26 protein-coding genes and 2 pseudogenes are annotated in these 24528 nt (G+C 60.1%); 13 read left to right on the top strand and 15 right to left on the bottom strand.

The window, feature by feature from the left end:
• The first annotated feature begins 103 nt into the window (after positions 1-103).
• Complete coding sequence (locus ACNAZA_RS15770; protein WP_415797495.1) at positions 104-742, top strand: TetR/AcrR family transcriptional regulator; 639 nt, start codon at positions 104-106, stop codon at positions 740-742.
• A 126-nt stretch (positions 743-868) separates the two neighbouring features.
• Here the strand turns inward: ACNAZA_RS15770 and ACNAZA_RS15775 are convergent, their stop codons facing one another.
• From ACNAZA_RS15775 to yjgA, 5 genes are all read right to left on the bottom strand, one after another.
• Positions 869-1558, bottom strand: coding sequence for a glutathione S-transferase family protein (locus tag ACNAZA_RS15775; RefSeq protein WP_415797496.1), 690 nt, complete (start codon positions 1556-1558; stop codon positions 869-871).
• A complete protein-coding gene (locus tag ACNAZA_RS15780; RefSeq protein ID WP_415797497.1) occupies positions 1536-2033 on the bottom strand; it encodes a nuclear transport factor 2 family protein in 498 nt (165 codons plus the stop codon). The genes ACNAZA_RS15775 and ACNAZA_RS15780 overlap by 23 nt, the downstream gene beginning before the upstream one ends.
• 218 nt (positions 2034-2251) lie before the next feature.
• Positions 2252-3391 (bottom strand): ABC transporter substrate-binding protein, encoded by a 1140-nt coding sequence (locus ACNAZA_RS15785; protein ID WP_415797520.1) that lies wholly within the window; start codon positions 3389-3391, stop codon positions 2252-2254.
• A gap of 480 nt (positions 3392-3871) precedes the next feature.
• On the bottom strand, positions 3872-4492 hold the full coding sequence (mog, locus tag ACNAZA_RS15790; RefSeq protein WP_415797498.1) for a molybdopterin adenylyltransferase: 621 nt from the start codon (positions 4490-4492) through the stop codon (positions 3872-3874).
• The gene (gene yjgA, locus ACNAZA_RS15795; RefSeq protein WP_415797499.1) at positions 4485-5183 is read right to left on the bottom strand and encodes a ribosome biogenesis factor YjgA; all 699 of its coding nucleotides are present in this window, start codon (positions 5181-5183) and stop codon (positions 4485-4487) included. The genes mog and yjgA overlap by 8 nt, the downstream gene beginning before the upstream one ends.
• A 64-nt stretch (positions 5184-5247) precedes the next feature.
• On the opposite strand from yjgA, the gene pmbA reads away from it, so the two are divergent.
• Entirely contained in the window at positions 5248-6669 is a 1422-nt protein-coding gene (gene pmbA / locus ACNAZA_RS15800) for a metalloprotease PmbA (RefSeq protein WP_415797500.1), read from the top strand.
• An 82-nt stretch (positions 6670-6751) separates the two neighbouring features.
• Here pmbA and ACNAZA_RS15805 read toward each other — a convergent pair whose 3' ends face one another.
• A complete protein-coding gene (locus ACNAZA_RS15805; RefSeq protein WP_415797501.1) occupies positions 6752-7105 on the bottom strand; it encodes a winged helix-turn-helix domain-containing protein in 354 nt (117 codons plus the stop codon).
• A gap of 76 nt (positions 7106-7181) precedes the next feature.
• Between ACNAZA_RS15805 and ACNAZA_RS15810 the strand changes: the two genes are divergently transcribed.
• A complete protein-coding gene (locus ACNAZA_RS15810; RefSeq protein WP_415797502.1) occupies positions 7182-7739 on the top strand; it encodes a hypothetical protein in 558 nt (185 codons plus the stop codon).
• 190 nt (positions 7740-7929) lie between these two features.
• Positions 7930-8817 carry an EamA family transporter gene (locus ACNAZA_RS15815; protein WP_415797521.1) on the top strand — a complete coding sequence of 296 codons (888 nt, stop codon included), beginning with the start codon at positions 7930-7932 and terminating at the stop codon, positions 8815-8817.
• Positions 8818-8833: 16 nt separating this feature from the next.
• Here ACNAZA_RS15815 and ACNAZA_RS15820 read toward each other — a convergent pair whose 3' ends face one another.
• Positions 8834-9085, bottom strand: a complete 252-nt coding sequence (locus ACNAZA_RS15820; protein ID WP_120969922.1) for a VF530 family protein — start codon at positions 9083-9085, stop codon at positions 8834-8836.
• A gap of 154 nt (positions 9086-9239) precedes the next feature.
• Positions 9240-10328, bottom strand: coding sequence for a tartrate dehydrogenase (locus ACNAZA_RS15825; RefSeq protein ID WP_415797503.1), 1089 nt, complete (start codon positions 10326-10328; stop codon positions 9240-9242).
• An 83-nt stretch (positions 10329-10411) separates the two neighbouring features.
• Between ACNAZA_RS15825 and ACNAZA_RS15830 the strand changes: the two genes are divergently transcribed.
• On the top strand, positions 10412-11332 hold the full coding sequence (locus tag ACNAZA_RS15830) for a LysR substrate-binding domain-containing protein (protein WP_415797504.1): 921 nt from the start codon (positions 10412-10414) through the stop codon (positions 11330-11332).
• Positions 11333-11453: 121 nt separating this feature from the next.
• Here ACNAZA_RS15830 and ACNAZA_RS15835 read toward each other — a convergent pair whose 3' ends face one another.
• A complete protein-coding gene (locus ACNAZA_RS15835) occupies positions 11454-11900 on the bottom strand; it encodes a GatB/YqeY domain-containing protein (RefSeq protein ID WP_415797505.1) in 447 nt (148 codons plus the stop codon).
• Between the two features lie 123 nt (positions 11901-12023).
• The gene (gene rpsU, locus ACNAZA_RS15840; protein WP_003052999.1) at positions 12024-12236 is read right to left on the bottom strand and encodes a 30S ribosomal protein S21; all 213 of its coding nucleotides are present in this window, start codon (positions 12234-12236) and stop codon (positions 12024-12026) included.
• A gap of 427 nt (positions 12237-12663) precedes the next feature.
• On the opposite strand from rpsU, the gene ACNAZA_RS15845 reads away from it, so the two are divergent.
• Complete coding sequence (locus tag ACNAZA_RS15845; RefSeq protein WP_415797506.1) at positions 12664-13704, top strand: BMP family protein; 1041 nt, start codon at positions 12664-12666, stop codon at positions 13702-13704.
• Between the two features lie 48 nt (positions 13705-13752).
• Here the strand turns inward: ACNAZA_RS15845 and ACNAZA_RS15850 are convergent, their stop codons facing one another.
• The gene (locus tag ACNAZA_RS15850) at positions 13753-15042 is read right to left on the bottom strand and encodes a BaiN/RdsA family NAD(P)/FAD-dependent oxidoreductase (protein ID WP_415797507.1); all 1290 of its coding nucleotides are present in this window, start codon (positions 15040-15042) and stop codon (positions 13753-13755) included.
• 165 nt (positions 15043-15207) lie between these two features.
• Between ACNAZA_RS15850 and ACNAZA_RS15855 the strand changes: the two genes are divergently transcribed.
• The gene (locus ACNAZA_RS15855; RefSeq protein ID WP_120969904.1) at positions 15208-15708 is read left to right on the top strand and encodes an acyl-CoA thioesterase; all 501 of its coding nucleotides are present in this window, start codon (positions 15208-15210) and stop codon (positions 15706-15708) included.
• Positions 15709-15799: 91 nt separating this feature from the next.
• Here ACNAZA_RS15855 and cobA read toward each other — a convergent pair whose 3' ends face one another.
• From cobA to ACNAZA_RS15870, 3 genes are all read right to left on the bottom strand, one after another.
• A complete protein-coding gene (gene cobA, locus ACNAZA_RS15860) occupies positions 15800-16600 on the bottom strand; it encodes a uroporphyrinogen-III C-methyltransferase (protein WP_415797508.1) in 801 nt (266 codons plus the stop codon).
• Between the two features lie 44 nt (positions 16601-16644).
• Positions 16645-17664: a DNA-binding protein YbiB gene (gene ybiB, locus ACNAZA_RS15865; protein ID WP_415797509.1), complete on the bottom strand. Its 1020-nt coding sequence runs from the start codon at positions 17662-17664 to the stop codon at positions 16645-16647.
• A 145-nt stretch (positions 17665-17809) separates the two neighbouring features.
• Positions 17810-18610: a cation efflux transmembrane domain-containing protein gene (locus tag ACNAZA_RS15870; protein ID WP_415797510.1), complete on the bottom strand. Its 801-nt coding sequence runs from the start codon at positions 18608-18610 to the stop codon at positions 17810-17812.
• Between the two features lie 71 nt (positions 18611-18681).
• Here ACNAZA_RS15870 and ACNAZA_RS15875 point away from each other — a divergent pair, with 71 nt between their 5' ends.
• Together ACNAZA_RS15875 and ACNAZA_RS15880 are read left to right on the top strand one after the other, a co-directional pair.
• A complete protein-coding gene (locus tag ACNAZA_RS15875; RefSeq protein ID WP_462936557.1) occupies positions 18682-19086 on the top strand; it encodes a MerR family transcriptional regulator in 405 nt (134 codons plus the stop codon).
• 78 nt (positions 19087-19164) lie between these two features.
• A complete protein-coding gene (locus ACNAZA_RS15880; RefSeq protein ID WP_415797511.1) occupies positions 19165-19548 on the top strand; it encodes a DUF1090 domain-containing protein in 384 nt (127 codons plus the stop codon).
• 297 nt (positions 19549-19845) lie between these two features.
• Here the strand turns inward: ACNAZA_RS15880 and ACNAZA_RS15885 are convergent, their stop codons facing one another.
• The gene (locus ACNAZA_RS15885; protein ID WP_415797512.1) at positions 19846-20751 is read right to left on the bottom strand and encodes a LysR family transcriptional regulator; all 906 of its coding nucleotides are present in this window, start codon (positions 20749-20751) and stop codon (positions 19846-19848) included.
• A gap of 89 nt (positions 20752-20840) precedes the next feature.
• On the opposite strand from ACNAZA_RS15885, the pseudogene msuE reads away from it, so the two are divergent.
• The 4 genes and pseudogenes from msuE to ACNAZA_RS15905 form a co-directional block, all read left to right on the top strand.
• Positions 20841-21419: pseudogene (msuE, locus tag ACNAZA_RS15890) on the top strand (FMN reductase); the annotation flags it as partial.
• Between the two features lie 48 nt (positions 21420-21467).
• Positions 21468-22451, top strand: a complete 984-nt coding sequence (locus ACNAZA_RS15895) for a DUF1852 domain-containing protein (RefSeq protein ID WP_415797523.1) — start codon at positions 21468-21470, stop codon at positions 22449-22451.
• 104 nt (positions 22452-22555) lie between these two features.
• A complete protein-coding gene (locus ACNAZA_RS15900) occupies positions 22556-23593 on the top strand; it encodes a methionine synthase (protein WP_415797513.1) in 1038 nt (345 codons plus the stop codon).
• Between the two features lie 443 nt (positions 23594-24036).
• Positions 24037-24431: pseudogene (locus ACNAZA_RS15905) on the top strand (Fur family transcriptional regulator).
• Positions 24432-24528 lie beyond the last annotated feature (97 nt).

The following is a 24528-nucleotide window of genomic DNA, read 5'->3' on the forward strand; positions in this document are numbered from 1 at the left end:
GTAACGGTCAAACTGTGAACTAATGAGTTCAAACTATAAACCAAGAATATCCACTTTGCACTATTTGGTATCAGAGATAACCTGCGAGGTCTAAAATATGCCTATGACAAGCCGCACCTCCATCAAAGAACAGATACAGCGCGTGCGCGAGCAGGCCATCGTGGCGGCCGTCAATCGGTTGCTGGCCACCAAGGGTTACGACGCAATGACGGTGGACGAGGTCGCAGCCGAAGCCGGTATGGCCAAGGCCAGCCTGTACAAGCTGTTCACCTCCAAGGAAGAACTGGCAGGGGCCGCCATGGTCGGCGTGCTGGACCGTGCCCTGGCCTTTGTGGACGGCCTGCGTGAAGAGGCCAGCCAGGCGGCCGAGGCCGGCACGCCGATGCGCCCGTTGGACCAGCTCAAGGCCGTGACACGCTGGGCCATGCAGACCCAGCTGGAGGGTGAGATGCCCTCTCTGCCGGCGCAGAACTCCAACCTCAGCGCTTCCCTGCAATCCAACGACGCCTATATGGACCGGCTGATCTCGCTGAGCAACCGGCTCAGCATCTGGATCACCGAGGCACAGACCAGCGGCCAGCTGCAGGCCACGCTACCGGCCGAGCTGGTGCTCTACACGCTGTTTGCGCGCGCCTGCGATCCCGTGGTGGCCCTGCTCAAGGAATCGGGCCAGTACACGCATGCGCAAATCATTGACTGGGTGTCGAGCACCACGTTTGACGGGCTGGCTGGCGCAAGATGAGCCGCCTGCATCGGTAAATGCACCCAGCCTTGCCGAGGTCGCAGTGAGGAAGCGGCGGCGCGAATCCGTTTTCAGAAGTCCGTTTCTGCTTGACGCTTATCCGGGGAAAGCATGCATTTCTGAGGTTCAGGCTTGCATCACCACCGGCCCGCCCTTGCTCAAGGCTCGCTGATAAGCGGGACGTGACTGCATGCGCTGGCGATAGGCGGTGAGATGGGGCCACGCGGCCTCGTTGCCTCCGCGCATCAAAGCAGCTTCAACGGCAAAGCTCATCTGAAAGTCGGCCATGCTCAAATGCTCGCCAGCAAACCAGCTGTGCGTTGCCAAATGCTCATCCATAAAGGCCAGCGCGGTCTGTACATTGGGCGCAATGAGCTTTTGCTGCACCTTGCTGCACAGGGCGCGAGCGATAGGACGCACGAAAAATGGCATGGGCTGGTGCGGGATGGTGTCGAAAACCAGTTTCATCAGCAACCAGTTCATCAGCGAACCTTCGGCGTAGTGCATCCAGAAACGGCATTGACGATGCTCGGCTGTGCCCCGTAACGGCTCCAGGTGCGAAAGCTCCAAAGGTGCTTGATTGCCATAGCACTCAACCAGGTATTCGATGATGGCGCCGGATTCGGCGACTACGGTGTCTGCGTTGGTAATCACCGGTGATTTGCCTAGCGGGTGCGCAAGCTTGAGCTCTGGCGGAGCCAGACGGGTAGCGGGATCCCGCTTGTAAACACGCAATTCGTAAGGAATACCCAGCTCTTCAAGCAGCCAGAGTATGCGCTGCGAGCGCGAGGTTTCAAGGTGATGAACGGTCAGCATGGATTGTTTTCCTAGAAGCGGAACCTGCTTTACGTAGCCAGCGCATCAGTGCTCCGAGCAGAGGTAATTTCTCATACAGCTCTTCAGCCGTATCCCAGTAATCGCGATGCTGGCTAACGCGGCCTTGCGCATCAAAGCACAGCAGCGTGGCACCGTTGATGCATTGTTCGGTATCGGGTCGCCAGCTTCGCAGTCGAAAGTGAAACTCCCAGGCCAGGAAAGCCTGTTGGCCCTGCACCAGCCTCTGTGTGACCACGAAACGCGGCTGCTGCAACGAAGCAAACATGTGATCGAAAATGCGGGTGATGGCAGTCAAGCCATACACATCGTTGAATGGGTCCTTGAAGTGCGCATCAGCTGTGTAGTAAGTATCAAGTAGCCGAAGATGGGCCGGGGTCAGCCCTTCATAGAATTGCACAAGTCGCTCCACTGAGGCACCAATATCGGGTAGGGAACAGGTTGAATTGGCAGTCATTGATCACAGTTCAGTCATTCAGCGCATACGTGCGAAGTCGCAAGGATAAGGCAGCGGCTTGCAAGCATGAGATGCAACGAAACGCAGTCAAAAGCCGGCTGATACCAGCCATGTCGCGTTGCCTTCGCAGGAAGCAGCAGATCATGGCCGACTGCCTTCATAAAAAAGGCTTTGCCGAAATGCAAAGCCTTTTTATGGAATAGAGCCCGAGCTTTAACTCATCTCCAGTACTGGCACTTGCTTTCCGCCTTGGTGGTCCAGATCTGGTCGGCAGGCAGCTTCTTGATGATCTTGTAATAGTCCCAGGTGCCTTTGGATTCGGCCGGTGACTTGACCTGCATCAGATACATATCGTGCACATAGCGGCCATCTTCGCGGATGAAGCCGCTGCCAAAGAAGTCGTCGATTTTGGTGCTTTTGAGCACGGCCATGACTTTGTCTGCATCCAGCGTGCCGGCTTTTTCCACGGCCTTGAGGTAGTTCATGGTGGCGGAGTAATCGGCGGCCTGGATTTCGCTGGGGCGGCGCTGGGTCTTGGCCATGAAGGCATCGGCAAATTTGCGCGATGCATCATTCATGTCCCAGTACCAGGGGGCGGTGAACTGCATGCCTTCGGTATTTTTCAGGCCCAGGCTGTGAATGTCGGTAAAGAACACCAGCAGGCCGGCCAGCTTCATGTTCTTGGTCACACCAAATTCCTTGGCGGCCTTGATGGAGTTGATGGTGTCGCCGCCGGCATTGGCCAGACCCAGGATTTGCGCCTTGGAGTTCTGTGCCTGCAGCATGAAGCTGGAGAAGTCGCTGGCATTGAGCGGCGTCTTGACCGAGCCTAGCACCTTGCCGCCCTTGGCTTCGATGATCTTGCTGGTGTCCGCCTCCAGTGCATGGCCGAACGCGTAGTCGGCGGTCACGAAGAACCAGTTCTTGCCGCCGGTTTCCACCACGGCCGAGCCCGTGCCCTTGGCCAGTGCCACGGTGTCGAAGGCGTAGTGCACGGTGTAGGGGCTGCATTGCTCGTTGGTCAGGGCCGAGGAGCCGGCTCCGTTGTCGATGAAGATGCGTTTTTTCTCTTGCGCCACCTTGGCCATGGCCAGGGCCGTGGCCGAGTTGGTTCCGCCAAACACCAGGCTGATGCCCTGGGTGTCAATCCATTCGCGGGCCTTGCTGGCGGCGATGTCGGCCTTGTTCTGGTGGTCGGCAGTCAGCAGCTCGATGGGCTTGCCCAGCACCTTGCCGCCAAAGTCGTCAATCGCCATCTGGATGGCGACGGCACCGTTCTTGCCTTCCACATCGGCGTAGAGGCTGGACATGTCGGTGATGAAGCCGACCTTGACCTTGACCTTGTCCTGCTGTGCCATGGCCGAGGGCGCAAACGTGGCCGCCAGCGCCAGGCCCAGAGCCGTGGCGGCATGGGCTTTGAGGCGCGTGCCCGAAGCAGAAAGCACGGATCCAGCTGACGAAATCGAGCGATGCATGAAGTCTCCTGTGAATGACAAACATCAGGCCTCCCGTCACCGGCCGGGGCGAGAGCCTGTGCAGCGTGCATGAGCAAAGTCGCTGCAGTGCAGCACCGATGCTAGGGCGGGTGCGAGCCGCCAGCATCGGGGCAAGCACGGCAGGGAAATCCCAAGGGGCTCATCGAAATTCATAGCGGCTGGCGCTGCATATGGCTTGGGATTCAAGCTGAAATTATTTGAATTTCCTATTAAGCAAGCGCAGGATGCTTTTATTTTGATAGCGATTCACCGACGGGTGCGGTTGGAGTCGGCGCATGAAAAAAGCAGCCCGGGGGCTGCTTTGGTGGTGCTGCTGGCGCTTATCGCAACCAGGGATCGGCTTCAGGTCGTGCGTGGTGCGCGAATCGCATTCTTGGGGCGAAAGGCCTTGCACATGTCGTCGCGGGTTTCCAGATAGGGGCCGCCGATCAGATCGATGCAATAGGGCACGGCAGCAAAGATGCCGTTGACCTTTTGCTTGCCATCGGCGTCCTTCAGGCCTTCCAGCGTTTCGGCAATCGCCTTGGGCTGGCCGGGCAGGTTGATGATGAGGCTGTTGCCGCGAATCACCGCTACCTGGCGCGAGAGAATGGCCGTGGGCACAAAGGCCAGGCTGATCTGGCGCATCTGCTCGCCAAAGCCGGGCATTTCCTTGTCGGCCACGGCCAGCGTGGCCTCGGGCGTCACATCGCGCAGGGCCGGGCCGGTGCCGCCGGTGGTCAGCACCAGGGAGCAGCCCGCGTTCACCAGCTCGATCAGCGTGGCGCTGATGCCGTCTTTTTCATCGGGAATCAGGCGTGCTTCAAACGTGATGGGGTTGTGCAGGGCCTGGCTCAGCCAGGCCTGAAGCGCGGGCAAGCCCTTGTCTTCATACACACCGCTGCTGGCACGGTCGCTGATGGAGACGATGCCAATCTTCACGGCATCGTGCGGATTCAGCGCGGTATCGGGCAAGTTACTCATCGCCTTCTTCGTCTTCGTCGGCGGCAGTGCTGGCACTGTCATTCTTGCCAGCGGTGGACAGTTGCTCGCGCACCAGCTGGAACAGGTCGCGGTAGGCGCGGCCCTTGGTGGTTTCCTTGACGGGAGCGTCCGGGCCGGCTTCGGCGGCGGCTGCTGCGGCATCGGCCTTGGCTTTTTCCAGATCCTTGCGGGCCTGGCGGATCAGCGAACGCAGTTGCTGCACATCGGTATCGGGGAAATGCTCCAGCCAGATGGGCAGGGCGGTTTCTTCGACGATCAGGCGGTCGCGCCATTGCTCGGCCACTTGCAGGGCCATTTTTTCGCCGGCCGAGCCGTTGCGCTGCTCGTCCAGAGCGGCATGGACGGCGGCCAGCTGCGATTCGTCAAGCTTGCGCATCAGCTTGCCTACGTATTGCATCTGACGGCGCTTGCCTTCGAAGTTGGTGATGCGCTTGACTTCGTTGAGCGCATCGGCCAATTGTTCGGTAATGGGCAGGCGTTTGAAGAGGTCGGCGCGCAGCGTCAGCAATTCCTTGCCCAGATCTTGTCGCGCACCCATTTCGCGCTTGAGATCGGTCTTGGTGGAATCGTAGGTGCCTTTGAGTTCGGCTTTCAGCTCCAGGTCCAGTTCGCTGCCTTCGGCGACGAACTTGCCTTTGACGAAATAGCCTTTTTGAGGTTTGCGTGGCATGGTAAGGGGCAATATCGGTGGCTGCACAGGGCGTGCGGCAGTGGCGGCTATCATAGCCGCCGCTATGAAAAAACCTCGTTCCAGCACCACAAGCACTTCTAGTGCACAGGCCCAATCCGAACCGCAAGCCGGTTTCAGCTTCAGCCCCTCGTTTTTTGAAGGCCTGGTGGACCAGGCTTTGCAGCACGCCAAAAAGCTTGGCGCCACCGATGCCGGAGCCGAGGCTTCCGAGGGCTGCGGCCTCTCGGTCAGCGTGCGCAAGGGCGCTCTGGAAACCGTGGAGCGCAACCGCGACAAGTCGCTGGGCGTGACCGTGTACCTGGGGCAGCGCCGTGGCAACGCCAGCACCTCGGACTTTTCGGAAGCAGCCATCCAGCAGACGGTGCAGGCCGCCTACGACATTGCCCGCTTCACCGCCGAAGACCCGTTTGCCCGCCTGCCCGACAGCGCCGACATCGCCTTGCCCGGCACCCACCGCGATCTGCAGCTGTTCCACCCCTGGGCCATCAACAGCGAGGAAGCGGCCCAGCTGGCGCTGCGCTGCGAGGAAGCGGCCTTCAAGACCCACAAGCGCATCACCAACAGCGAAGGCGCGGGCGTGTCGGCCCAGCAAAGCCATTTCTTTACCGCCCATACCAATGGTTTCCGCGGCGGCTATGCCAGCTCGCGCCACAGCCTGTCGGTTGCGCCGATTGCCAAGCTGCCCGGCCGCCATGGCGAGATGCAGCGCGACTACTGGTACAGCTCCATGCGCAATGCGGCCGAGCTGGCTTCCCCGGAGGCCGTGGGCCGCTACGCCGCCGAGCGCACACTGAGCCGCCTGAACAGCCGCAAGATCCCCACCACCGAATGCCCGGTGCTGTTCGAGTCGCCGCTGGCCGCCGGCCTGCTGGGCGGTTTTGTGCAAGCCATCAGCGGTGGTGCGCTGTACCGCAAGAGCACGTTCTTGCTCGATTCGCTGGGCAAGCAGATTTTCCCCAAGCACATCGACATCGATGAAGATCCCTTCATTCTGGGCGGCAAGGGCAGCTCGCCGTTTGACGAGGAAGGTGTGCGCGTGCAGCAGCGCAAGGTGGTGGATGCCGGTCGTGTGGAGGGTTATTTCCTGTCCAGCTACTCGGCTCGCAAGCTGGGCATGAAGACCACGGGCAATGCCGGTGGTTCGCACAACCTGACCATGACCTCGCGCCGTACCAAGGCCGGCGACGACCTGAACGCCATGCTCAAGAAACTGGGCACCGGTCTGTTCGTGGTCGAGCTGATGGGTCAGGGCGTGAACTCGGTGACGGGCGACTATTCGCGCGGCGCCTCGGGCTTCTGGGTGGAAAACGGCGAAATCGCCTTCCCCGTGCACGAGATCACCATTGCCGGCAACCTCAAGGACATGCTCAAGGGCATTGAAGCCATTGGTGCCGATGCCTACAACTACGGTGCCAAGACCGTGGGCTCGATTCTGATCAATCGCATGAAGGTGGCTGGCAGCTGATGGCCCTGGAGGCAGTCGGCTCAACAAAAAAGCAGCCTTGGGCTGCTTTTTTCATGGGTATCGCTTGACTGGGCGCAGAGGTCTAGGCGTCGCGGGCCGCTTGCACGATGCAGGCCGAGAGTTTTTCAAAATGCTGGCGTGCTGCCTCGGTCAGTTCCAGCTGCTTGCGGCGTGCGTCTTCGGTATCGGCCAGCTCGATCCAGCCTTTTTCGCGCATGGATTTGAGGCGCGTGTGAATGGTGGCCGGTGCGCCCAGTTCGTTCTTGGCCATCATGTCGCGCACGCTAAGCCGCTCCTGACGCGCACCCGCATTGGCGATGAGGCCCAGCATGCGCTCCTCCAGCGGGTCCAGCGCCGGGAGCGTGGGCAGCCCGCGAATGGCCTCGGCCAGTTGCAGAAAACGCAGGTAGATATCGGCGGATAGAGAGGTCTTCATTGGGCTGCGGCAGCGAGAATGCGTGCACGGCAGAGCAGATAATACCGCTCTCTCAAAAGACAGTTCCGCTACAAGAATGAAGAGCTTATGGGCCGAGCTGGCCATGGTGGTGACAACCGTGCTGATGTTTCTGCTGGCGCTGCTACTCAATGAATGGTTGTTCTCTTCGTTGAAGTTTGTCACCGGCATCAACTACATCTATCTGCCTGCCGGAATGCGCCTGGTTTGCACGCTGCTGTTTGCCGAGGCTGGGGCCGTTGGCCTGTTGTTGGCTTCCTGGCTGGTCTGCCACTTTTACTTTTTTCCGGACGATGGCATGCGCGCTTTCGCGGGTGGCGTTCTGGCCGCGCTGGCTCCTTATGCCACGTACAAGCTGGCGCAGCGCTGGTATGGGTTGGGCGCCAGCTTGCAGCAGCTCACTCCGGCGCGGCTGCTGGTGCTGAGTCTGGCTTATGCGATTACCAGCCCTTTGCTGCACCATCTGTGGTTTGCGCTCAGCGCAGCAGAGGTCAGCCTCAAAGGCCTAGTATTCATGGTGCTGGGGGACTTGAGCGGCACGCTGATGGTGCTCTACACCGTCAAGGCCTTGCTGAGTCTGCTGCCGCGCCCAGGCAGTGCTTACAAGCTGCATTGATGCAGCTCTCGAAACAAGAGCATTGAGCGCTTGTTTCGATTGAGCTATCGCCCTGTTTTAATCGAAATCCGGTGACAGGAGTGCTTGGCAGAGCGCAGGCATGCCGCCTCGGCCATACTCGGTTCTTCACATAACAACAACTGCAAGTGAGCGTTTCATGAGTTCAGCCTCTTGCGCATCCCAGTCCGGCATGAGCCGGGCTGACTGGTTCAGCGCCATCATCGTCATCGTCGTGTGGGGGCTCAATTTCGTGGTCATGAAATGGGGGCTGGACACGCTCTCGCCGCTGCTGCTGTGCGCGCTGCGCTTTGTCGCGGCATCGCTGCCGTTTCTGCTGTTCGTGCGTCCGCCCAAAAACCTCTCCTGGGGGCTGTTGGCGGCTTATGGGCTGGTGCAGGGCGTGGGCCAGTTCGGCCTGCTGTTTGCCGGCATGAAGATGGGCATGCCTGCGGGCATGGCCTCGGTGGTGTTGCAGACCCAGGCCTTCATCACCATGTTGCTGGCGGCCGTCATGCTGGGCGAGAAGCCCCAGCGCTGGCAATGGCTGGGCCTGACGATTGCCATCGGCGGCCTGATTCTGATTGGTGCCGCACACGGCGACGGTGCGGCGGATATGACGCTGCTGGGCTTTGTGCTCACCGTGGGGGCTGCGGCCATGTGGGCGGGCTCCAATCTGCTCACGCGCGTGGCGGCCAAACAGGGCTCGTATGAGCCCGTGTCGTTCATCGTCTGGACCAGCGTGTTCCCCATTGCTCCGCTGCTAGGGCTTTCCGTGTGGCTGGAGGGCGGCGATGCCGTGCTGGCCCAGCTGCAGCAGGTGGGGGCACGCGAGCTGGGCGTGATTGCCTATCTGGCCCTGCTCTCGACCTTGCTGGGCTATGGCTTGTGGACGCGGCTGCTGCAGCGCTACGCCGCCAGCACCGTGGCACCGCTATCGCTGCTGGTGCCGGTGATAGGTCTGTTGTCGGCCATGGTGCTGCTGGGCGAATTTCCCAGCGGCGTGCAATGGCTGGGCACGGTGGGCGTGCTGCTGGGCATGATGGTCAATCAGTTTGGAGGGCGCTGGATGCGGCGCTGAACCGGGCGGCGCTGCTTCAGGGCTGGCGAGGGGCGTTTCGGCGCTGCTCGCGCAGCATGTAGAGGTAAAGGCTCTCCACTTTTTCGCGGGCCCAGGGGGTTTTGCGCAGGAAGCGCAGGCTGGAGGTGACGCTGGGATCAACGGCAAAGCAGCGCACGGGGATGCGATCGCTGAGCCCCGCCCAGCCGTAGTAGTCCGCAAGATCGGTGACGATGCGCTCCAGCGTCACGCCATGCAAAGGGTTGCGTGGCTGTTCAGAATTAGTCATGGCGCAATTGTGGTGCAGCGGCCGCAAGCCTGTCCTGGCTTGGGCTATTGAGCAGGCGCTGCGCAGCAGACGACAAGCGGCATGAGCATCCGTGCCAAAAATGCTGCTTGCGCTGATTCATCAAGCGCAAGCAGCTATTAATTGCAGAGCGTTATCAGCCCTGGGCAATCACGGCCGCAATCGCCTGGCCCACTTGCGTGGTGTTGGCCGAGCCGCCCAGGTCGGGTGTCTTGGGTCCGGTTTTGAGGGTCTCTTCGATCGCGGTCACGATGGCATCGTGGGCTTCGCGCCATGGGCCTTGGCTGTGGCCCAGAAAATCCAGCATCAGCGCGGCCGACCAGACCATGGCAATCGGGTTGGCAATGTTTTTGCCGTAGATATCCGGAGCCGAGCCGTGGACCGGCTCGAACAGCGAAGGGAAGGTGCGCTCGGGGTTGAGGTTGGCCGAGGGTGCCAGACCAATCGTTCCCGTGGTGGCCGGGCCCAGGTCGGACAGGATGTCGCCAAACAGATTGGTGGCGGCCACCACGTCAAAGCGGCCCGGCTGCAGGACAAAGCGCGCTGTCAGAATGTCGATATGCTGCTTGTCCAGCACCACATCGGGGTAGTGCTGGTGCATGGCATCGGCCTGCTTGTCCCACCAGGGCATGCTGATCGCAATGCCGTTGCTCTTGGTGGCCAGCGTCACATGTTTTTTGCTGCGGCTCTGGGCCAGATCGAAAGCGTATTTCAGCAGGCGCTCCGAGCCCTTCTTGCTGTACACCGATTCCTGAATGCAGATCTCGCGCTCCGTGCCCTCGAACATGATGCCGCCCAGCGCCGTGTACTCGCCTTCGGTGTTCTCGCGCACCACGTAGTAGTCGATGTCGCCGGGCTTGCGGCCGGCCAGTGGGCAGGGCACGCCTTCGAACAGGCGCACCGGGCGCAGATTGATGTACTGGTCAAACTCGCGGCGGAACTTGAGCAGCGAGCCCCACAGCGAGACATGGTCGGGAACGGTGGCTGGCCAGCCCACGGCGCCAAAGAAGATGGCGTCCATGCCGCTGAGCTGGGCCTTCCAGTCGTCGGGCATCATTTTTCCGTGCGCAGCGTAGTAATCGCAATGCGCCCAGTCGAAGTGGTGGAATTCCAGCGGCAAATTGAACTTCTGCGCGGCGGCTTCCAGGGCGCGCAGGCCTTCGGGCATGACTTCCTTGCCAATGCCGTCACCGGCAATTACCGCAATCTTCTTCACTTGGGACATGGCTACTCCTTGGTATGGGCCTGATTCTGAACCATGCTGTAATGAAGTGAATTGTTCTATCGTGCTTTGATTGTTTACAGATCGTGTTCAAAAACCTGTTGCCGGAAGATCTGCGTGTATTTCAGGTCGTGGTGCGCCGCGCCAGCTTTGCTGCGGCGGCACTGGAGCTGGGGGCCTCGCCCGCCTATGTGAGCAAGCGTATTCGCCTGCTGGAGCAGGAGCTGGCCGTCAAGCTGCTGCACCGCACCACACGCCGGGTGGCGGTGACGGAAGAGGGCGAGCGGGTGTTTCAGTGGGCGCAGCGCATCCTGGACGATATCGACCATCTGGTCGAAGAAGTCAGCACCACCAAGAGCGAGCCGCGCGGCCTGCTGCGCGTGAGTTGCAGCTTTGGCTTCGGGCGCAAGGTGGTGGCGCCGGCGCTATCGAAGTTGATAGCGCTTCACCCCGGTATGCAGCTGAGGCTGGAGGTGTTCGACCGCATTGTGGATGTGGCGGCCGAGGGCTTTGATCTGGATGTGCGCGTGGGCGACGAGATTGCACCGCATCTGATTGCTCGCCAGCTGGCGGCCAATCACCGCGTGCTGTGCGCTGCGCCTGCGTATCTGCAGCGCAAGAGCATGCCGCGCAGCGTGGATGAACTGGCCGCCCATGACTGCCTGGTGATCAAGGAGCGCGACCACCCGTTCGGCGTATGGAAGCTGCGCGCCGGGGCCGAAGAGCGCACGCTGAAGGTGACGGGGCCGCTATCGACCAACAACGGCGAGATGGCCGTGCAATGGGCGGTGGACGGGCATGGGGTGGTGCTGCGTTCGCTATGGGATGTGCGCGCCGAGCTGGCTGCCGGAACCCTGGTGCAGCTGCTGCCTGCCTGGCGGCAGGAGGCCAATGTCTGGGCCGTATACCCGGCACGCCTGAGCCGCTCGGCCAAGGTACGCGTGGCCGTGGAGTTTCTGCAGGCGTTCTTTGAAAACTCCGGCTTGGAGAAATCCACGCAGATTTGAATGAAATATGCCGCTAGCCTTTTGCTTGTAAGTGTGGGTAGCTATTCAATTGATAGTTTTTAGCGCGTTTCAAACGCAAAAAAGCGCCCGCAGGCGCTTTTCGGAGTGGCGTGAATCCGCCTCAGGGAGCCAGTGCGGCTTTGACGGCGGCAGACACCAGGCCCATATCGGCCTTGCCGGCCAGCTGTGACTTCACGGCGCCCATGACCTTGCCCATGTCGCCGGGGCCGGCAGCACCGACTTCGGCCACGATGGCTTGGACGGCGGCGGTGATTTCGGCTTCGGTCATGCGCTGGGGCAGATAGACCTTGAGCACTTCCACTTCGGCTTTTTCCACGTCGGCCAGATCCTGGCGATTGGCGCTTTCAAAGGCGGTGATGGAATCCTTGCGCTGCTTGAGCAGTTTGTCGACGATGGCGATGACGGCAGCGTCATCGAGCTCCACGCGCTCGTCCACTTCTTTTTGCTTTATCGCGGCCTGCAGCAGGCGGATGGTACCCAGGCGCACGCTGTCTTTGGCGCGCATGGCGTTCTTCATGTCTTCGGTGATCTGGGCTTTCAAGCTCATGGCTTTTCTCCTGGTGATGGAGGTCACCGCCTGAATCAGAAGCGGTGGCCAGAAAACAAAAAACCCGCGCCTGGCGTCCCGAGCGCGGGTTTGCGGCGTTTAACGGCCGACTGTCCTAACGAATTAGTACAGCTTCTTAGGCAGTTGCATGCTGCGAACGCGCTTGTAATGGCGCTTCACGGCAGCAGCCTTCTTGCGCTTGCGCTCGGCTGTAGGCTTTTCGTAGAACTCACGAGCACGCAGATCGGTCAGCAGACCCAGCTTCTCGATGGTGCGCTTGAAGCGGCGCAGGGCAACTTCATAGGGCTCGTTTTCTTTAACGCGGATGGTAGTCATTAGCGAATATTTCCAGATATCTGTGCTGCTAGAGGGTTCACGGGAGATCGGGCCTGTGAGCCATGTACAGCGGTTGTTCCCCGTCTCTATTAACTAGTATGGCCGACGGGGTAATGCCAGCAAAGTCGAGCATTATAAACGATTGAGAAGGCTCTGTCGAAATAACTGCGCAAGTCCCATTTTACGCGGCACTGCAAACCATGGCAGGGCAGCGGTTGGCTCTGCGGAATGCCTGTGTCCTGGCACATCACTTGCTATCACAACAGAAGTGCTCAAGATAGCTGCAATGGTACGTAGCGACCCTGAGCGGGTTTGTCGCAGTGAAGATTTCAGCTGTTTTGTATACAGTTTTGGAAATTGATTTTCTTTGTTTTTGAATTGAGAAATCAATTCATCAATCTCTGCTGTTGTTGATCCAGGAGTTCTTATGGTGTTGGAGTGTGTTGCACAGAATCTGATTTCGCGTCGCCAGTGGCTGGCATCGGCTGCCGGCGGTGCGGGCTTGCTCGTCCTGGGTGGTTGCGCCAGCCCGGCGGCCCAGCCTGCCAACAAAAATCTGGTGGTCGGTGGTCTGTTTGCGGGCTCGCGCAGCGACAAGGGCTTTATGGAAGCCGGCTGGCGCGGACTGGAAAAGGCCAGAACCGAGCTGGGCGTACAGACGCGTTTCATCGACGGTATTGCGCCCAAAAAAGAGCTGCTGGTGCCGGCGCTCACGCAGCTGGCCGAGCAGGGCGCTCAGCTGGTGATTGCCCATGGCGGCCAGAACAACCAAGCCGTGGCCGAAGTGGCGCCGCGCTTTCCCGGTACGCGCTTTGTGGTCACCCAGGGGCTGGTGCAGGGCAGCAATCTGAGCAGCTATGACGTGCTGCAAGAGGAATCGGCCTATCTGGCCGGAGTGTTGGCGGCGTTGACGACCCAAACCGGCGTGGTCGGTCATATGTCGGGCATTCGCGTGCCGCCAGGCCTCAAGGGTCGCGCAGCCTATGCTGCCGGTGTGCGCGATACCAATCCCCGGGTCAAGCTGCTGACCAACTTCTCGGGAGATCAGGACGACAACGCATTGTCCTATCGCGTGGCGCAGGCGCAGATTGCGGCCGGGGCCGATGTGATCTTCACCATGCTCAATGCGGGCCGCGATGGTGCGACGCGCGCTTGCCGCGAGAAAAAGGTGCGCCAGATCGGCAATGTGATCGACTGGACGCAGGTCGATGCACAGGTTTTTGTGGCCTCGGCCTGGGCCGATGTGGGCATTGGCGTGTTCCAGGCCGTCAAGGACATGACGGTGAATGCTGCGCCGCAGTCCGGCATTGTCAAGATCGGTTTGCAGGACCCGGCCGCCGTGCGCCTGACCACCGCGGCCGATGTGCCCGCTGCCGTACGCAGCCGCGTGGAGCAGGCCAGCCGCGCGATTGCCTCGGGTCAGCTCAAGGTGCCAGAGGCCTATAACGGGCCGGAGTTCTCCATATAAAAGCCTGGGCGGCAGCTTTGCTGGCGTCCTGCAGCGTGCTTCAAGCGCTTAGGATGCTTGCTCCATCAGGCTCTGGCAGCGCTCGGCCAGCGCCTGGGCGCAGGCTGCGGCGCTGGCCCAGGCCCACTGAAAGTTGTAGCCGCCCAGCCAGCCGGTGATGTCCACCACCTCGCCGATGAAATACAGGCCGCTCTGGTTTTTGCACTCCATGGTCTGCTGCGACAGCACCTTGGTATCCACGCCGCCCAGCGTGACTTCGGCTTTTTTATAGCCTTCGGTGCCCGTGGGCGTGATCTCCCAGCGCGAGAACTTTTGTGCCAGCGCAATCAAGGCCTTGTCCGAGGCTTCGGCAATCGGGCGCTGCCAGGCTGCATCCTGCTGCACCCAGGCATCGGCTAGGCGGGCAGGCAGCCATTGGGTCAGCTCATTGGCAATCAGCTTGCGCGAGCGTTGCTTGGCTGCCAGCAGCTCGGCTTCAAAATCCACCTCGGGGGCCAGGTTGATGAACAGCGGCGTGCCGGGTTTCCAGTAGCTGGAGATCTGCAGCACGGCCGGGCCGGACAGGCCGCGGTGGGTGAACAGCAAGTCCTCGTTGAAGGCCATGCGCTCTTTTTTGCTACCTGTGCTGATTTCAACCGGCAGGGCCAGGCCTGCCAGCTGGGCATAAGGCTGCCAGGCATCGCCGTCAAACGTCATGGGCACCAGGCCGGGCGTGCGCTCCACCAGCGGCAGATTGAATTGCTGGGCCAGGCGGTAGCCAAAGTCGCTGGCGCCAATCTTGGGAATGCTCAGGCCACCGGTGGCAATCACCAGACTGGTGGCGTTCACCGGGCCGCGATCCGTATCGATTTGATAGCTTGCAGCGCTTTCCTCATTTGGGCTGCTGGCCAAAATCTCTATTTTTTTGACCCGGCAAGGTTGCCAGCGCTGCACCTGGCCTGCCGCGCATTCAGCCAGCAGCATGGCGATGATGTCCTCGGCCGAGCGATCGGCAAACAGCTGGCCCTTGTGCTTTTCGTGGTGGGCAATGCCGTGCTTGTCCATCAGCGCAATGAAGTCGGCCGGCGTGAAGCGCGACAGGGCTGAGCGGCAGAACTGCGGGTTCTGCCCCACAAAATGCTTGTGCGGCGCCCGTACGTCCAGATCGCGGTTGGTGAAGTTGCAGCGCCCGCCGCCGGAGATGCGGATTTTCTCGGCCACTTTTTCGGCGTGATCGATCAGCAGCACCTTGAGGCCGCGCTGGCCCGCCTGCGCCGCACAAAACAGGCCGGCAGCGCCGGCACCTATGACGACGGCATCAAAAAAAACAGGGGAGGAGGACGGGGCGTGCGCAGACATTCAGACAAAGGAGCAGGGCAGGAACAGGGGGCGATTGTCCCAGAAGCGGCTTGCGCAGGCCTTGGCACAGGCTTATCCGGGCGAATCTGCACGGCTGCGGAAGTCGCAGGGGAATATGCGTGGACGCCAAGCGCTGGCGAGTATTCAAATCTAAAATTGCCGCCCATGAATACCCCTTCCCATCAGCTGAGCATGACGGTGCTCATGTCGCCGGACATGGCCAATTTTTCGGGCAATGTGCACGGTGGCGCCATCTTGAAGCTGCTCGATCAGGTGGCCTACGCCTGCGCCAGCCGCTATGCGGGCCGTTATGTGGTGACGCTGAGCGTGGATCAGGTGATGTTTCTGCAGCCCATCCATGTGGGCGAGCTGGTGACGTTTCTGTCCAGCGTCAATCACACGGGCAAGTCGTCCATGGAAATCGGCATCAAGGTGGTGGCCGAGGACATCCGCAGCCAGGTGGTGCGCCATGTCAACAGCTGCTTTTTCACCATGGTGGCGGTGGATGATGACAAAAAGCCTGCACTGGTGCCGCCGCTGGAGCCTCAGGGCGATGAAGAAAAGCGCCGCTGGCAGGCTGCCATCATCCGCAAGGAGCTACGCAAGGACATGGCAGAGCGTTTTGCCCAGATTCGCGTGACGACCAGCGCGAACGTCACACCCTGAACCTGCAGCCAGCCTCTCTTGAGGGGCCGGCTTTGCTGCTTGTCTTTGGTTTGTGGCGCGCCAGGCCAAAGCGCAGGCGCGCTGAGTGGCGTCAGGCCACAGCGGCTTGCGGCTGTGCGTTTTGCCGGTCTTGCCAGGCGGCCACGCCTTGCACCACGTCACCTACGACGATGATGCTGGGGCTGCCCAGGCCGTTGTCGGCAATGCACTGGGGCAGATCTTTCAACAATGTGAGCGCATGGCGCTGCTGGGGCAAGCTTGCGTGCTGGATAACAGCCACGGGTGTGCTGCCGGGCAGGCCGACCAGCAAGTCTTCGGTAATGCGCTCCACGCTGCTCACGCCCATATAGATCACCAGGGTGAGCTTGGCTGCATGGGCGGTGGCGGCCAGTTGGCGCCAGTCGGGGCCGCTGTCACCGGGCTTGGCATGACCTGTCATGAAGAGCACGCCATGGGCACGATCGCGGTGGGTCAGCGGCGCGCCCAGGCTGGTTAGGCCCGCAAGGCCCGAGGTGATGCCGTTGATGACCTGTACTTCGATACCGGCCTGGCGCAGATGCTCCACCTCTTCGCCGCCGCGGCCAAAGATGAAGGGGTCGCCGCCCTTGAGGCGCACCACCTTCTCTCCCTCTTGCACGGCGGCAATCATCAGCTTTTCAATGAAAGCCTGGGGCGTGCTCTTGCAGCCTCCGCGCTTGCCCACGTAAACCATGCGCGCCTGCGGATTGGCGTGGGCGGTGATGGCATCGCTGACGAGATCGTCCACAAACAAGACCGTGGCTGCCGCAATGGCTTTGGCCGCCTTGATGGTGAGCAGCTCGGGGTCGCCCGGGCCGGCGCCTACCAGCGTGCATTGGCCGGGGTGAAGTGGGGTGTTGTTCGTGCTTGGCATGGCGGTCTCTGTGGGGCTTGCCTGTGGGGCGAAATTTTGTGTGCTCAGTCCGGGCAGCGGTGAAAGCTCTGCACCTGGGCCATGGCTTCGGCACCGGGCTGGTAAACAGCGCGGTGCATGGCCTGAATCTGGGCTATCTGTTGGGTAATCGGTGCGGGAATCGCCAGCGTGCCTGCCAGCATGGCTTCAATGCGCTGGGCCGTCTGGGCGGCGCTCAGCCCCAGGGGCAGTTCTGGCGCCGCAGGCTCGTCGCCCGCGGCTTGGCTGCTGAGCTGGCTGCTGTGAACCGCGCTGCGCTCAAAGCAGATCTGGCCGTCAATCAGGCCCAGGCTGGCGGGTTCGCGGTTGGGCGCTGCCACGGCTTCGCCTTCGGTTCCGCGCAGCAGTAGCGCATTGGCGCTGTGCAGAGCCAGGGTCTCGGCCATGGGATGGGCATAGTCGGGATGGGTGTAGCTGGCCAGCAGCAGGCTGCGCTGTGCCGCAACCGCTGTGCCCGGGCCGTACAAGGGATTGAGCAGTTTGACGATGCTGTGCGTGGGGTTGCGCAAGCCAATCTGGCGGCGCACCTGCAGCAAGCGCTCCAGCGAGGGCAGCAGATGGCGGGTCTGCATCCAGGCCATCTGACCTGCTGCGAGGGGAGCTGGTTTTTGCAGCACCGGCCAGCCCAGTTGCTGCCATACAGCACCTGTGCTGACCCGTTTGTCTTCGGTATCGCAACCGTGCACCAGTACCGGCAAGCCCTGGCGGGCTAGCAGCGCCGCCAGCAGCGGCACCAGATTGGGTAGCTTGCGCGCACCGTTATAGCTGGGTAGCACCACGACGGGGATTGCAGTCGAGGCTGAGGGCCAAGCCGGCAGACGCTGCTGCGTGGCATCCAGAAATCCGGCCAGCTCCTGGGCGCTTTCGCCCTTGAAGCGCATGGCGATGCAGAACGCGCCTAACTCTAGATCGCTGACTTGTCCGTCCAGCAGCTTGCCCATCAGGTCTGCGGCCTGCTCACGCGTAAGCGAGCGAGCACCCTTGGTGCCGCGGCCGATGTCCTTGATATAGGGGCTGATACTCATGATTTATGTAATTGTCCTCATAACGAACAAGTTTCATACGATGAAGTCGTTATAAGCAAATGACGTGCCAGGGCGTCACGCCATCGCGCTTGATACGCTTTGCCCAAACCTTTGGGTGGTCGCTGATTTTCATGGCAATTTGCTGCTAGCCGCAGCATGGATTCTTGGGTGTTGCTGGGGCGATAGCTTCGCAGCAACTGGACTTCTTTGCCGACACAGGCATAGGCATTGCAACTTGGATAGGCTGGCTACAGCAGGAAGATGCAGTAACGTCACTTGAGTCACAGCACGAAACTGCTGATGGCACTTGCAGTGGTGGATCAATCTCTGCAGGAGCGACCTTCCACTGCTGCCATGCCTCATTCAGTACCTGCCATGCCGAGTGCAAAAACAATATTGCGATGGCAAGTCCAACAATGATGTCCGGCCAGAAGCTTCCAGTGAATGCGACTAAGCTTGCAGCAAGGATCACGCTGCTATTGGCCACCAAGTCGTTACGAGAGCACAGCCAAGTTGAGCGCATGTTCAGGTCATCAGAACGGTGCGTGTACAGCAAAGCGAAGCAAATGCCATTGGCAATCAGTGCGAACAGCCCAATGGCCCCCATCCAGTCTGCAGCAGGTACTTCCTGCACCACGAGCTTGTGCATGGCATCAGCGACAACCACCAGTCCAAACAGGAGCATGAACACGCCTTTGAATAAGGCAGCGCCCGCTCTTGCCTTGAGGCTTCGATGCAGCACAAACAGCGTTACAGCATAAACAGAGGCGTCACCCAGCATGTCGAGGGAGTCCCCCAGCAGAGCGGTTGACTGGGCCATCAGACCGGCGATGAACTCCACAATGAAGCCCAGCGCATTGATCGCAAGAACGATGTAGAGAATCTTGCTCTGTTTGGCGCGCAACTGCGCCAACTCTCCTGCTTTGTTCTCACAGCAGCTATCCATCAGGAACTCCAAACATTAGAAAACGATTGATGGATAGACTAGGGCTTATAGGAACTATAAGGTCAAGCGCCGTGAGCAAATTGGCACTCACCATTGGAGATTTGGCGAAATCCACCCAGACCAAGACGGTCACGATTCGCTACTACGAGCAGATTGGCCTGCTTCCGGCCTCCAAACGAAATGAAGCTGGCTATCGCATCTATGACGAAGCCGATCGTGATCGATTGTTGTTCGTGAGACGCAGCCGGTACCTGGGATTCAGCCTCGACGACATTCGCGAACTGCTTGGGTTGGCAGACCAACGTGATGCGTCTTGCGCCTCGGTAGATGCCAAGGTTGCTCAACAGCTAGAGCAAGTCAAAGGACGCATTCGAGACCTGCAAGCGTTAGAGACCGAGCTTAACCGCCTGCTTTCCTGCTGCCACGGCGGGGTGATTGAGCAGTGCCGCATCATCGAATCCTTGAGTCACAGCTAACTGTTGCCGACACTCACTTTTACTTGTCTGTGTGCCTTGCGGCATCATGAGTGGTCCAACTTATCGAAATGGAGCCCTATGCGTACTTCTGTCACTTTGATTGCACTCGCTGTTTCCGCTTTTGCCTCTCATGCTGCATTGGCGCAGCCGGTGCGTGCCACTTGTGAAAGTAAACGTGCGGACATCTCACGCGACATTGAGCACGCCAAGGCTAAGGGCCAAGTGAGCCGAGTACAAGGACTTGAGAAGGCACTGCGCGAAAACCAGGCCCATTGCAGTGACGCAAAACTCGAGCGAGAGCACGCAGCACGAATTGCCGAACAGGAGAAGAAAGTGGAGAGGCGGCAACGTGATCTCGACGATGCGCGAGAAAAAGGCAAGGCCAGCAAGATTGCAGACCGTGAGGCCAAGCTGACCAAGGAAAAGGCTGAGCTTGAAAAACTACACAAGGGCGCACTATGAACGTGGCATGAGCCACCGGCTTTAGACGTATCTGAGAGCTGGCAGTGAACGTCGGCTCCTGGCGGTGAGCTCCGTTTCGCTCGTGACCCCGACAACAGTCACTGGGTGATTTGGAATTCACATCGGACGTCTGCTCTGGGGATTCATGTCGATCGCGCACTCCCGGGCAGATGCACCCGTCCAGTATTGATCCCAGGCTGACCGCTTCATGCTGGCAACAGCTGCTCAGTTCTTCTATGCCAATGTCTGCTGACGTCAATAGCAGACATTGGTTCGACGGTGCTTTCATCATTTGGCTCATTGCGCAATGGCGGTGGCAGCGGAAGGCTGGCGGGCCAGTGCGATGAAGGCCCTCACGTAGTCGATGGCGGTATCCGCCTCGCGTGCTCCCAGGAAGATCTGCTTGGCGATACCGCGCACGCCCAGCCGCACGGGCACCACGTCCATCTTGGCCGCGTACTCCTCGACTAGCCAGCGCGGCAGGGCGGCCACGCCGCGGCCGCTGGCCACCATCTGCAGCATGATGTCGGTGGTTTCGATGGCCTTGTGGCGCCTGGGCGTAACGCCGGCGGGCAACAGGAACTGGTTGTAGATGTCCAGGCGTTCGATGTCCACGGGGTAGCTGATGAGCACTTCCTGGGTCATTTGCTGTGGCTTCACGTAGGCCGCACCGGCCAGTGCATGGCCCCTGGCCACGACGAGCACCTGTTCGTAGTCGAACACCGACTCAAACTTCAGCCCCGGCTTGAACAGCGGGTCGGGCGTGACTAGCAGGTCGATCTCGTAGCCGAAGAGCGCGCCGATCCCGCCGAATTGGAATTTCTGCTTCACGTCCACATCGACGTCAGGCCATGCGGCCAGGTAGGGCGATACCACTTTGAGCAGCCACTGGTAGCAAGGGTGGCATTCCATGCCGATGCGCAGCGCTCCGCGCTCGCCTTGCGCGAACTGGCCCAAGCGCTCCTCGGCCAAGTCCAGTTGCGGCAACACCCGGTTCGCCACTGCCAGCAGGTACTGGCCGGCCTGCGTCAGACGCAGGCTGCGGCCTTCGCGCAGCCAGATGTCGGTGCCCAGTTGCTGCTCCAGTTTCTTCATGCTGTGGCTCAGGGCCGACTGGGTCAGGTTCAGCATGCCTGCGGCGGCCGTCAACGACCCTTGTTTTTCGACCTGCTGGACGATTCTGAGGTGGATGCGTTCAAGCATTTATATGATTCAATTTCATTGATTTATGAAATAAGACCATTTTACTTCATTGATTGCTGCCGCTAGCATCCACTCCCATGAAAGCAACCATGGCACATCCACTTCGCATCGTCGCTGTTTCTGGCGGGCTGCAACGCCCCTCCAAGGCTGCAACCCTGGCAAAGCATCTGCTGGATCAGATCGCCGACGAGTTCCCGTGCGAACAGCGGCTTGTCGAGCTGGGCCAGCTCGCACCGCAGCTTGCCGGCGCGGTCTGGCGTTCCCAGCTGCCCGACACGGTGGAGCAAGAGCTGGCTGCGGTCGAACAAGCAGACGTTCTGGTGGTGGCAACACCGGTCTACCGCGGCTCCTACACGGGACTGTTCAAGCACTTCTTCGACTTCATCCACCAGGACGCACTGGTCGACAAGCCGGTCTTGCTGGCTGCCACCGGCGGTAGCGAGCGCCATGCCCTGGTGATCGACCACCAGTTGCGGCCGCTGTTCAGCTTCTTCCAGGCACGCACCTTATCGCTGGGCGTCTACGCGACGGACCAGGATTTCGCCGGCTATCGCCTGCAGAACGAGGCCCTGTTGCAGCGGGCTCGGCTGGCGGTCCAAAGGGCATTGCCATTGGTCGAATTGGCGCGCCACGCGAGGCCCTCAGCGGCCGAGGCAGTGGTTGTGGCCAGAAACAAGAACCGTCTTTTCTCTCAAGAGTCAGCCCACTCCATCGCAATGAACAAAGAACCCGCCTTTCACCTAAAGAGCATCTGTTTCGATGAAAACTATCAACCATCTGACAACACGCGCGTCACCACCAACTTTGCCAACCTGGCCCGCGGAACAAGCCGGCAACAGAACCTGCGCAACACGCTGAGGATGATTGACAACCGCTTCAATGACCTGGCGCATTGGGACAATCCGACGGGAGATCGCTATGCGGTCGAGTTGGAGATCATCTCCGTCGAGATGAGCATCGATGCGAAGAGCAGCAATGCTGCATTTCCGCTGATCGAGATACTGAAAACCTGCATCCTCGACAAGAAAGCGAACAAGCGCATCGACGGCATCGCGGGGAACAATTTCTCCTCCTACCTGCGCGATTACGACTTCAGTGTGGTGCTTGCGGAATACAACGCCCATCGCGCGGAATTCGGCACACCTGACGATTTTGGCGATCTGCATGGAAAGCTGTTCCAGCAGTTTGCCAACTCGCGCCTTTACAAGGAACGCTTTGGCAAACCGCCCGTCATCTGCATCAGCGCCTCGACCAGTAAGACCTACCAGCGAACCGGAAACCAGCACCCGGTACTGGGTATCGAGTACCAGCAGAATGAACTGTCCTCCACCGACCAGTACTTCGCAAAAATGGGGATGCAGGTTCGATTTTTCATGCCGCCGAATGGCGTTGCGCCATTGGCCTTCTACTTCCTTGGTGACCTGCTGGGCGACTACACGAACCTCGAGTTGATCGGCACCATCAGTACGATGGAAACCTTCCAGAGAATTTACCGCCCTGAAATCTATAACGCCAATTCTGCGGCCGGGAAAATCTACCAGCCGAGCCTGAAGCACCAGGATTACTCATTGACGCAGATTGTCTATGACCGGGAAGAGCGCAGCCAACTGGCCGTCAAGCAGGGGAAGTTTGCACAGGAGCACTTCATCAAACCGCACAAGAACGTTCTTGAACATTGGGCTGCCACCTGTGCGATCTGATCGTCTGATTGCGCACTCTGCTACCACGGCATGGCTCGCCAATCGGGCAAAACGGTCCCTGCATACGCTCACCCCACCCAACTTTGCTTTAAAGGAATTCTCTGATGTTTGAAACCTCCATCGCCGGCAGCCTGCCCAAGCCCGCCTGGCTGGCTGAAACCAACAAGCTCTGGCCCCAGTGGAGGGCCGAAGGCGATGAGCTTCTCCAGGCCAAGGCCGACGCGACCTTGCTGTGGATCAAGGCCCAGGAAGACGCGGGCCTTGACATCGTGTGCGACGGCGAGCAATCGCGCCAGCACTTCGTGCATGGTTTCCTGGAGCAGGTCGAGGGCATCGACTTCGAGCACAAGGTGAAGATGGGCATCCGCGACAACCGCTACGACGCGATGGTGCCGCAGGTGGTATCGGCCCTGCGCCTGAAGGGCCGCGTGCATGCCTTCGAGGCACAACTGGCGCGCGCGCACACGAGGAAGAAGCTGAAGTTCACCCTGCCCGGCCCGATGACCATCGTCGACACCGTGGCAGACCGTTTCTACGGCAGCGATGCCGAAGGAAGGGTCAAGATGGCCTTCGCCTTCGCCGAACTGCTCAACCAGGAGGCCCTGGCGCTTCAGGCCGACGGCGTAGACATCATCCAGTTCGACGAGCCCGCCTTCAATGTCTACATGAAGGATGCCGCCGACTGGGGTGTGCAGGCGCTCGAGCGCGCCGTGCAGGGCTTGAGCTGCACGACGGCGGTGCACATCTGCTACGGCTACGGCATCAAGGCCAATACCGACTGGAAGAGCACCTTGGGCGACGAATGGCGCCAGTACGAGACCGTGTTCCCCGCGCTGGCCCGCAGCAGCATCGACCAGGTGAGCCTGGAATGCATCCATTCCCATGTGCCGCCCGACCTGATGAAGCTGCTGGCCGGCAAGGATGTGATGGTCGGCGTGATCGATGTGGCCAGCGACGTGATCGAGACACCCGAGGAAGTGGCGGACACCATCGGTCGGGCGCTGGAGTTCGTTCCGAAGGAGCGCCTGTTCCCATGCACGAACTGCGGCCTTGCACCAATGGCTCGGAACGTTGCGTGGCGCAAGCTGCAAGCGCTGGCAGAAGGTACAAGGCTGGCGAAGGAGCGTTTGGTCACGGCGTGATGCCTACCCAGTCGCCGCGCCCAGCCATCATAGTCGCGCCGTCGGTTGCGCGTGCCCCGTGCGTACTGTATCAACCAGTTCCTCCGAGGTTGCTGGAAGTCTCAAGGACTATCGAACGTTATACATGGCCGCTATGTGCCAGTCTCTGGCCCGTCACGATTTTGGCGTGACAGGGTGCAACCGTTTCGCTGCAGATGTACATCCGAAATTGTGCTGAGGGTCGACAGTACCTGTGCAAGAGCCATGACAGCGGACTTCCAGAAATCCGTTGGGCTGCACTGACGATCACTGCCAGTTGTTCACCTGGAACCCGCCATTGGACAGCCGCCGGCATCGGTGCTGGGATGGCGGCCATGAATCGACCAGCTTTTCCTAGATAGCCGTGAGCTTCACGGAATTGTGCCTCTCGAACTCTACCGTTTCAATGACATAGCCTCGTCACGATGAATTCCTCCATGCAAGGATCCACAAAGCAGCGCGCGGCTATTGAACAGGCCATGACAAAGGCCGGTAGGCCGCTGACTCCGCAAGAGGTACGGGATTTGGCGCAAGCAACGTTACCAGGGCTGTGAATTGCGACCGTGTACCGAGCGCTCAAAGCGATGGCTGAAGAGGGTTTGCTGCATGAGGTTCATTTGCCCGAGCGCGCACCCATGTATGAGTGGCGCACCACGGCCATCATCATCATTTCCAGCGCACGGTTTGCCAGCGGGTTTTCGATGTGCGTGCCTGTCCCGGAAACTTAGCCGGTTTGGCACCCCCTGGATTTTTGGTCGATAGCCATGAAATTGCGCTTCATGGCCGCTGTGTTGATTTCCACCCAGAAGTGACCCACTAGCCCCCGGTGGGGATGCGGACAAAAACTTGGACTACCAGGAGGTAGTTCATGTACTCATACGCAGACAGGATTCGTGCAGTTGAGCTTTATATCAAGC

The organism is Comamonas aquatilis, assembly GCF_965139575.1.
GTDB classification, from domain to species: Bacteria; Pseudomonadota; Gammaproteobacteria; order Burkholderiales; family Burkholderiaceae_C; genus Comamonas; species Comamonas aquatilis.

Bases quoted from the DNA above. Each gene is read 5' to 3' on its own strand.
- ACNAZA_RS15770 (WP_415797495.1), top strand. From the start codon at position 104: ATGACAAGCCGCACCTCCATCAAAGAACAGATACAGCGCGTGCGCGAG.
- ACNAZA_RS15775 (WP_415797496.1), bottom strand. From the start codon at position 1,558: ATGCTGACCGTTCATCACCTTGAAACCTCGCGCTCGCAGCGCATACTC.
- ACNAZA_RS15780 (WP_415797497.1), bottom strand. From the start codon at position 2,033: ATGACTGCCAATTCAACCTGTTCCCTACCCGATATTGGTGCCTCAGTG.
- ACNAZA_RS15785 (WP_415797520.1), bottom strand. From the start codon at position 3,391: ATGGCACAGCAGGACAAGGTCAAGGTCAAGGTCGGCTTCATCACCGAC.
- mog (WP_415797498.1), bottom strand. From the start codon at position 4,492: ATGAGTAACTTGCCCGATACCGCGCTGAATCCGCACGATGCCGTGAAG.
- yjgA (WP_415797499.1), bottom strand. From the start codon at position 5,183: ATGCCACGCAAACCTCAAAAAGGCTATTTCGTCAAAGGCAAGTTCGTC.
- pmbA (WP_415797500.1), top strand. From the start codon at position 5,248: ATGAAAAAACCTCGTTCCAGCACCACAAGCACTTCTAGTGCACAGGCC.
- ACNAZA_RS15805 (WP_415797501.1), bottom strand. From the start codon at position 7,105: ATGAAGACCTCTCTATCCGCCGATATCTACCTGCGTTTTCTGCAACTG.
- ACNAZA_RS15810 (WP_415797502.1), top strand. From the start codon at position 7,182: ATGAAGAGCTTATGGGCCGAGCTGGCCATGGTGGTGACAACCGTGCTG.
- ACNAZA_RS15815 (WP_415797521.1), top strand. From the start codon at position 7,930: ATGAGCCGGGCTGACTGGTTCAGCGCCATCATCGTCATCGTCGTGTGG.
- ACNAZA_RS15820 (WP_120969922.1), bottom strand. From the start codon at position 9,085: ATGACTAATTCTGAACAGCCACGCAACCCTTTGCATGGCGTGACGCTG.
- ACNAZA_RS15825 (WP_415797503.1), bottom strand. From the start codon at position 10,328: ATGTCCCAAGTGAAGAAGATTGCGGTAATTGCCGGTGACGGCATTGGC.
- ACNAZA_RS15835 (WP_415797505.1), bottom strand. From the start codon at position 11,900: ATGAGCTTGAAAGCCCAGATCACCGAAGACATGAAGAACGCCATGCGC.
- rpsU (WP_003052999.1), bottom strand. From the start codon at position 12,236: ATGACTACCATCCGCGTTAAAGAAAACGAGCCCTATGAAGTTGCCCTG.
- ACNAZA_RS15845 (WP_415797506.1), top strand. From the start codon at position 12,664: ATGGTGTTGGAGTGTGTTGCACAGAATCTGATTTCGCGTCGCCAGTGG.
- ACNAZA_RS15850 (WP_415797507.1), bottom strand. From the start codon at position 15,042: ATGTCTGCGCACGCCCCGTCCTCCTCCCCTGTTTTTTTTGATGCCGTC.
- ACNAZA_RS15855 (WP_120969904.1), top strand. From the start codon at position 15,208: ATGAATACCCCTTCCCATCAGCTGAGCATGACGGTGCTCATGTCGCCG.
- cobA (WP_415797508.1), bottom strand. From the start codon at position 16,600: ATGCCAAGCACGAACAACACCCCACTTCACCCCGGCCAATGCACGCTG.
- ybiB (WP_415797509.1), bottom strand. From the start codon at position 17,664: ATGAGTATCAGCCCCTATATCAAGGACATCGGCCGCGGCACCAAGGGT.
- ACNAZA_RS15870 (WP_415797510.1), bottom strand. From the start codon at position 18,610: ATGGATAGCTGCTGTGAGAACAAAGCAGGAGAGTTGGCGCAGTTGCGC.
- ACNAZA_RS15880 (WP_415797511.1), top strand. From the start codon at position 19,165: ATGCGTACTTCTGTCACTTTGATTGCACTCGCTGTTTCCGCTTTTGCC.
- ACNAZA_RS15885 (WP_415797512.1), bottom strand. From the start codon at position 20,751: ATGCTTGAACGCATCCACCTCAGAATCGTCCAGCAGGTCGAAAAACAA.
- ACNAZA_RS15895 (WP_415797523.1), top strand. From the start codon at position 21,468: ATGAACAAAGAACCCGCCTTTCACCTAAAGAGCATCTGTTTCGATGAA.
- ACNAZA_RS15900 (WP_415797513.1), top strand. From the start codon at position 22,556: ATGTTTGAAACCTCCATCGCCGGCAGCCTGCCCAAGCCCGCCTGGCTG.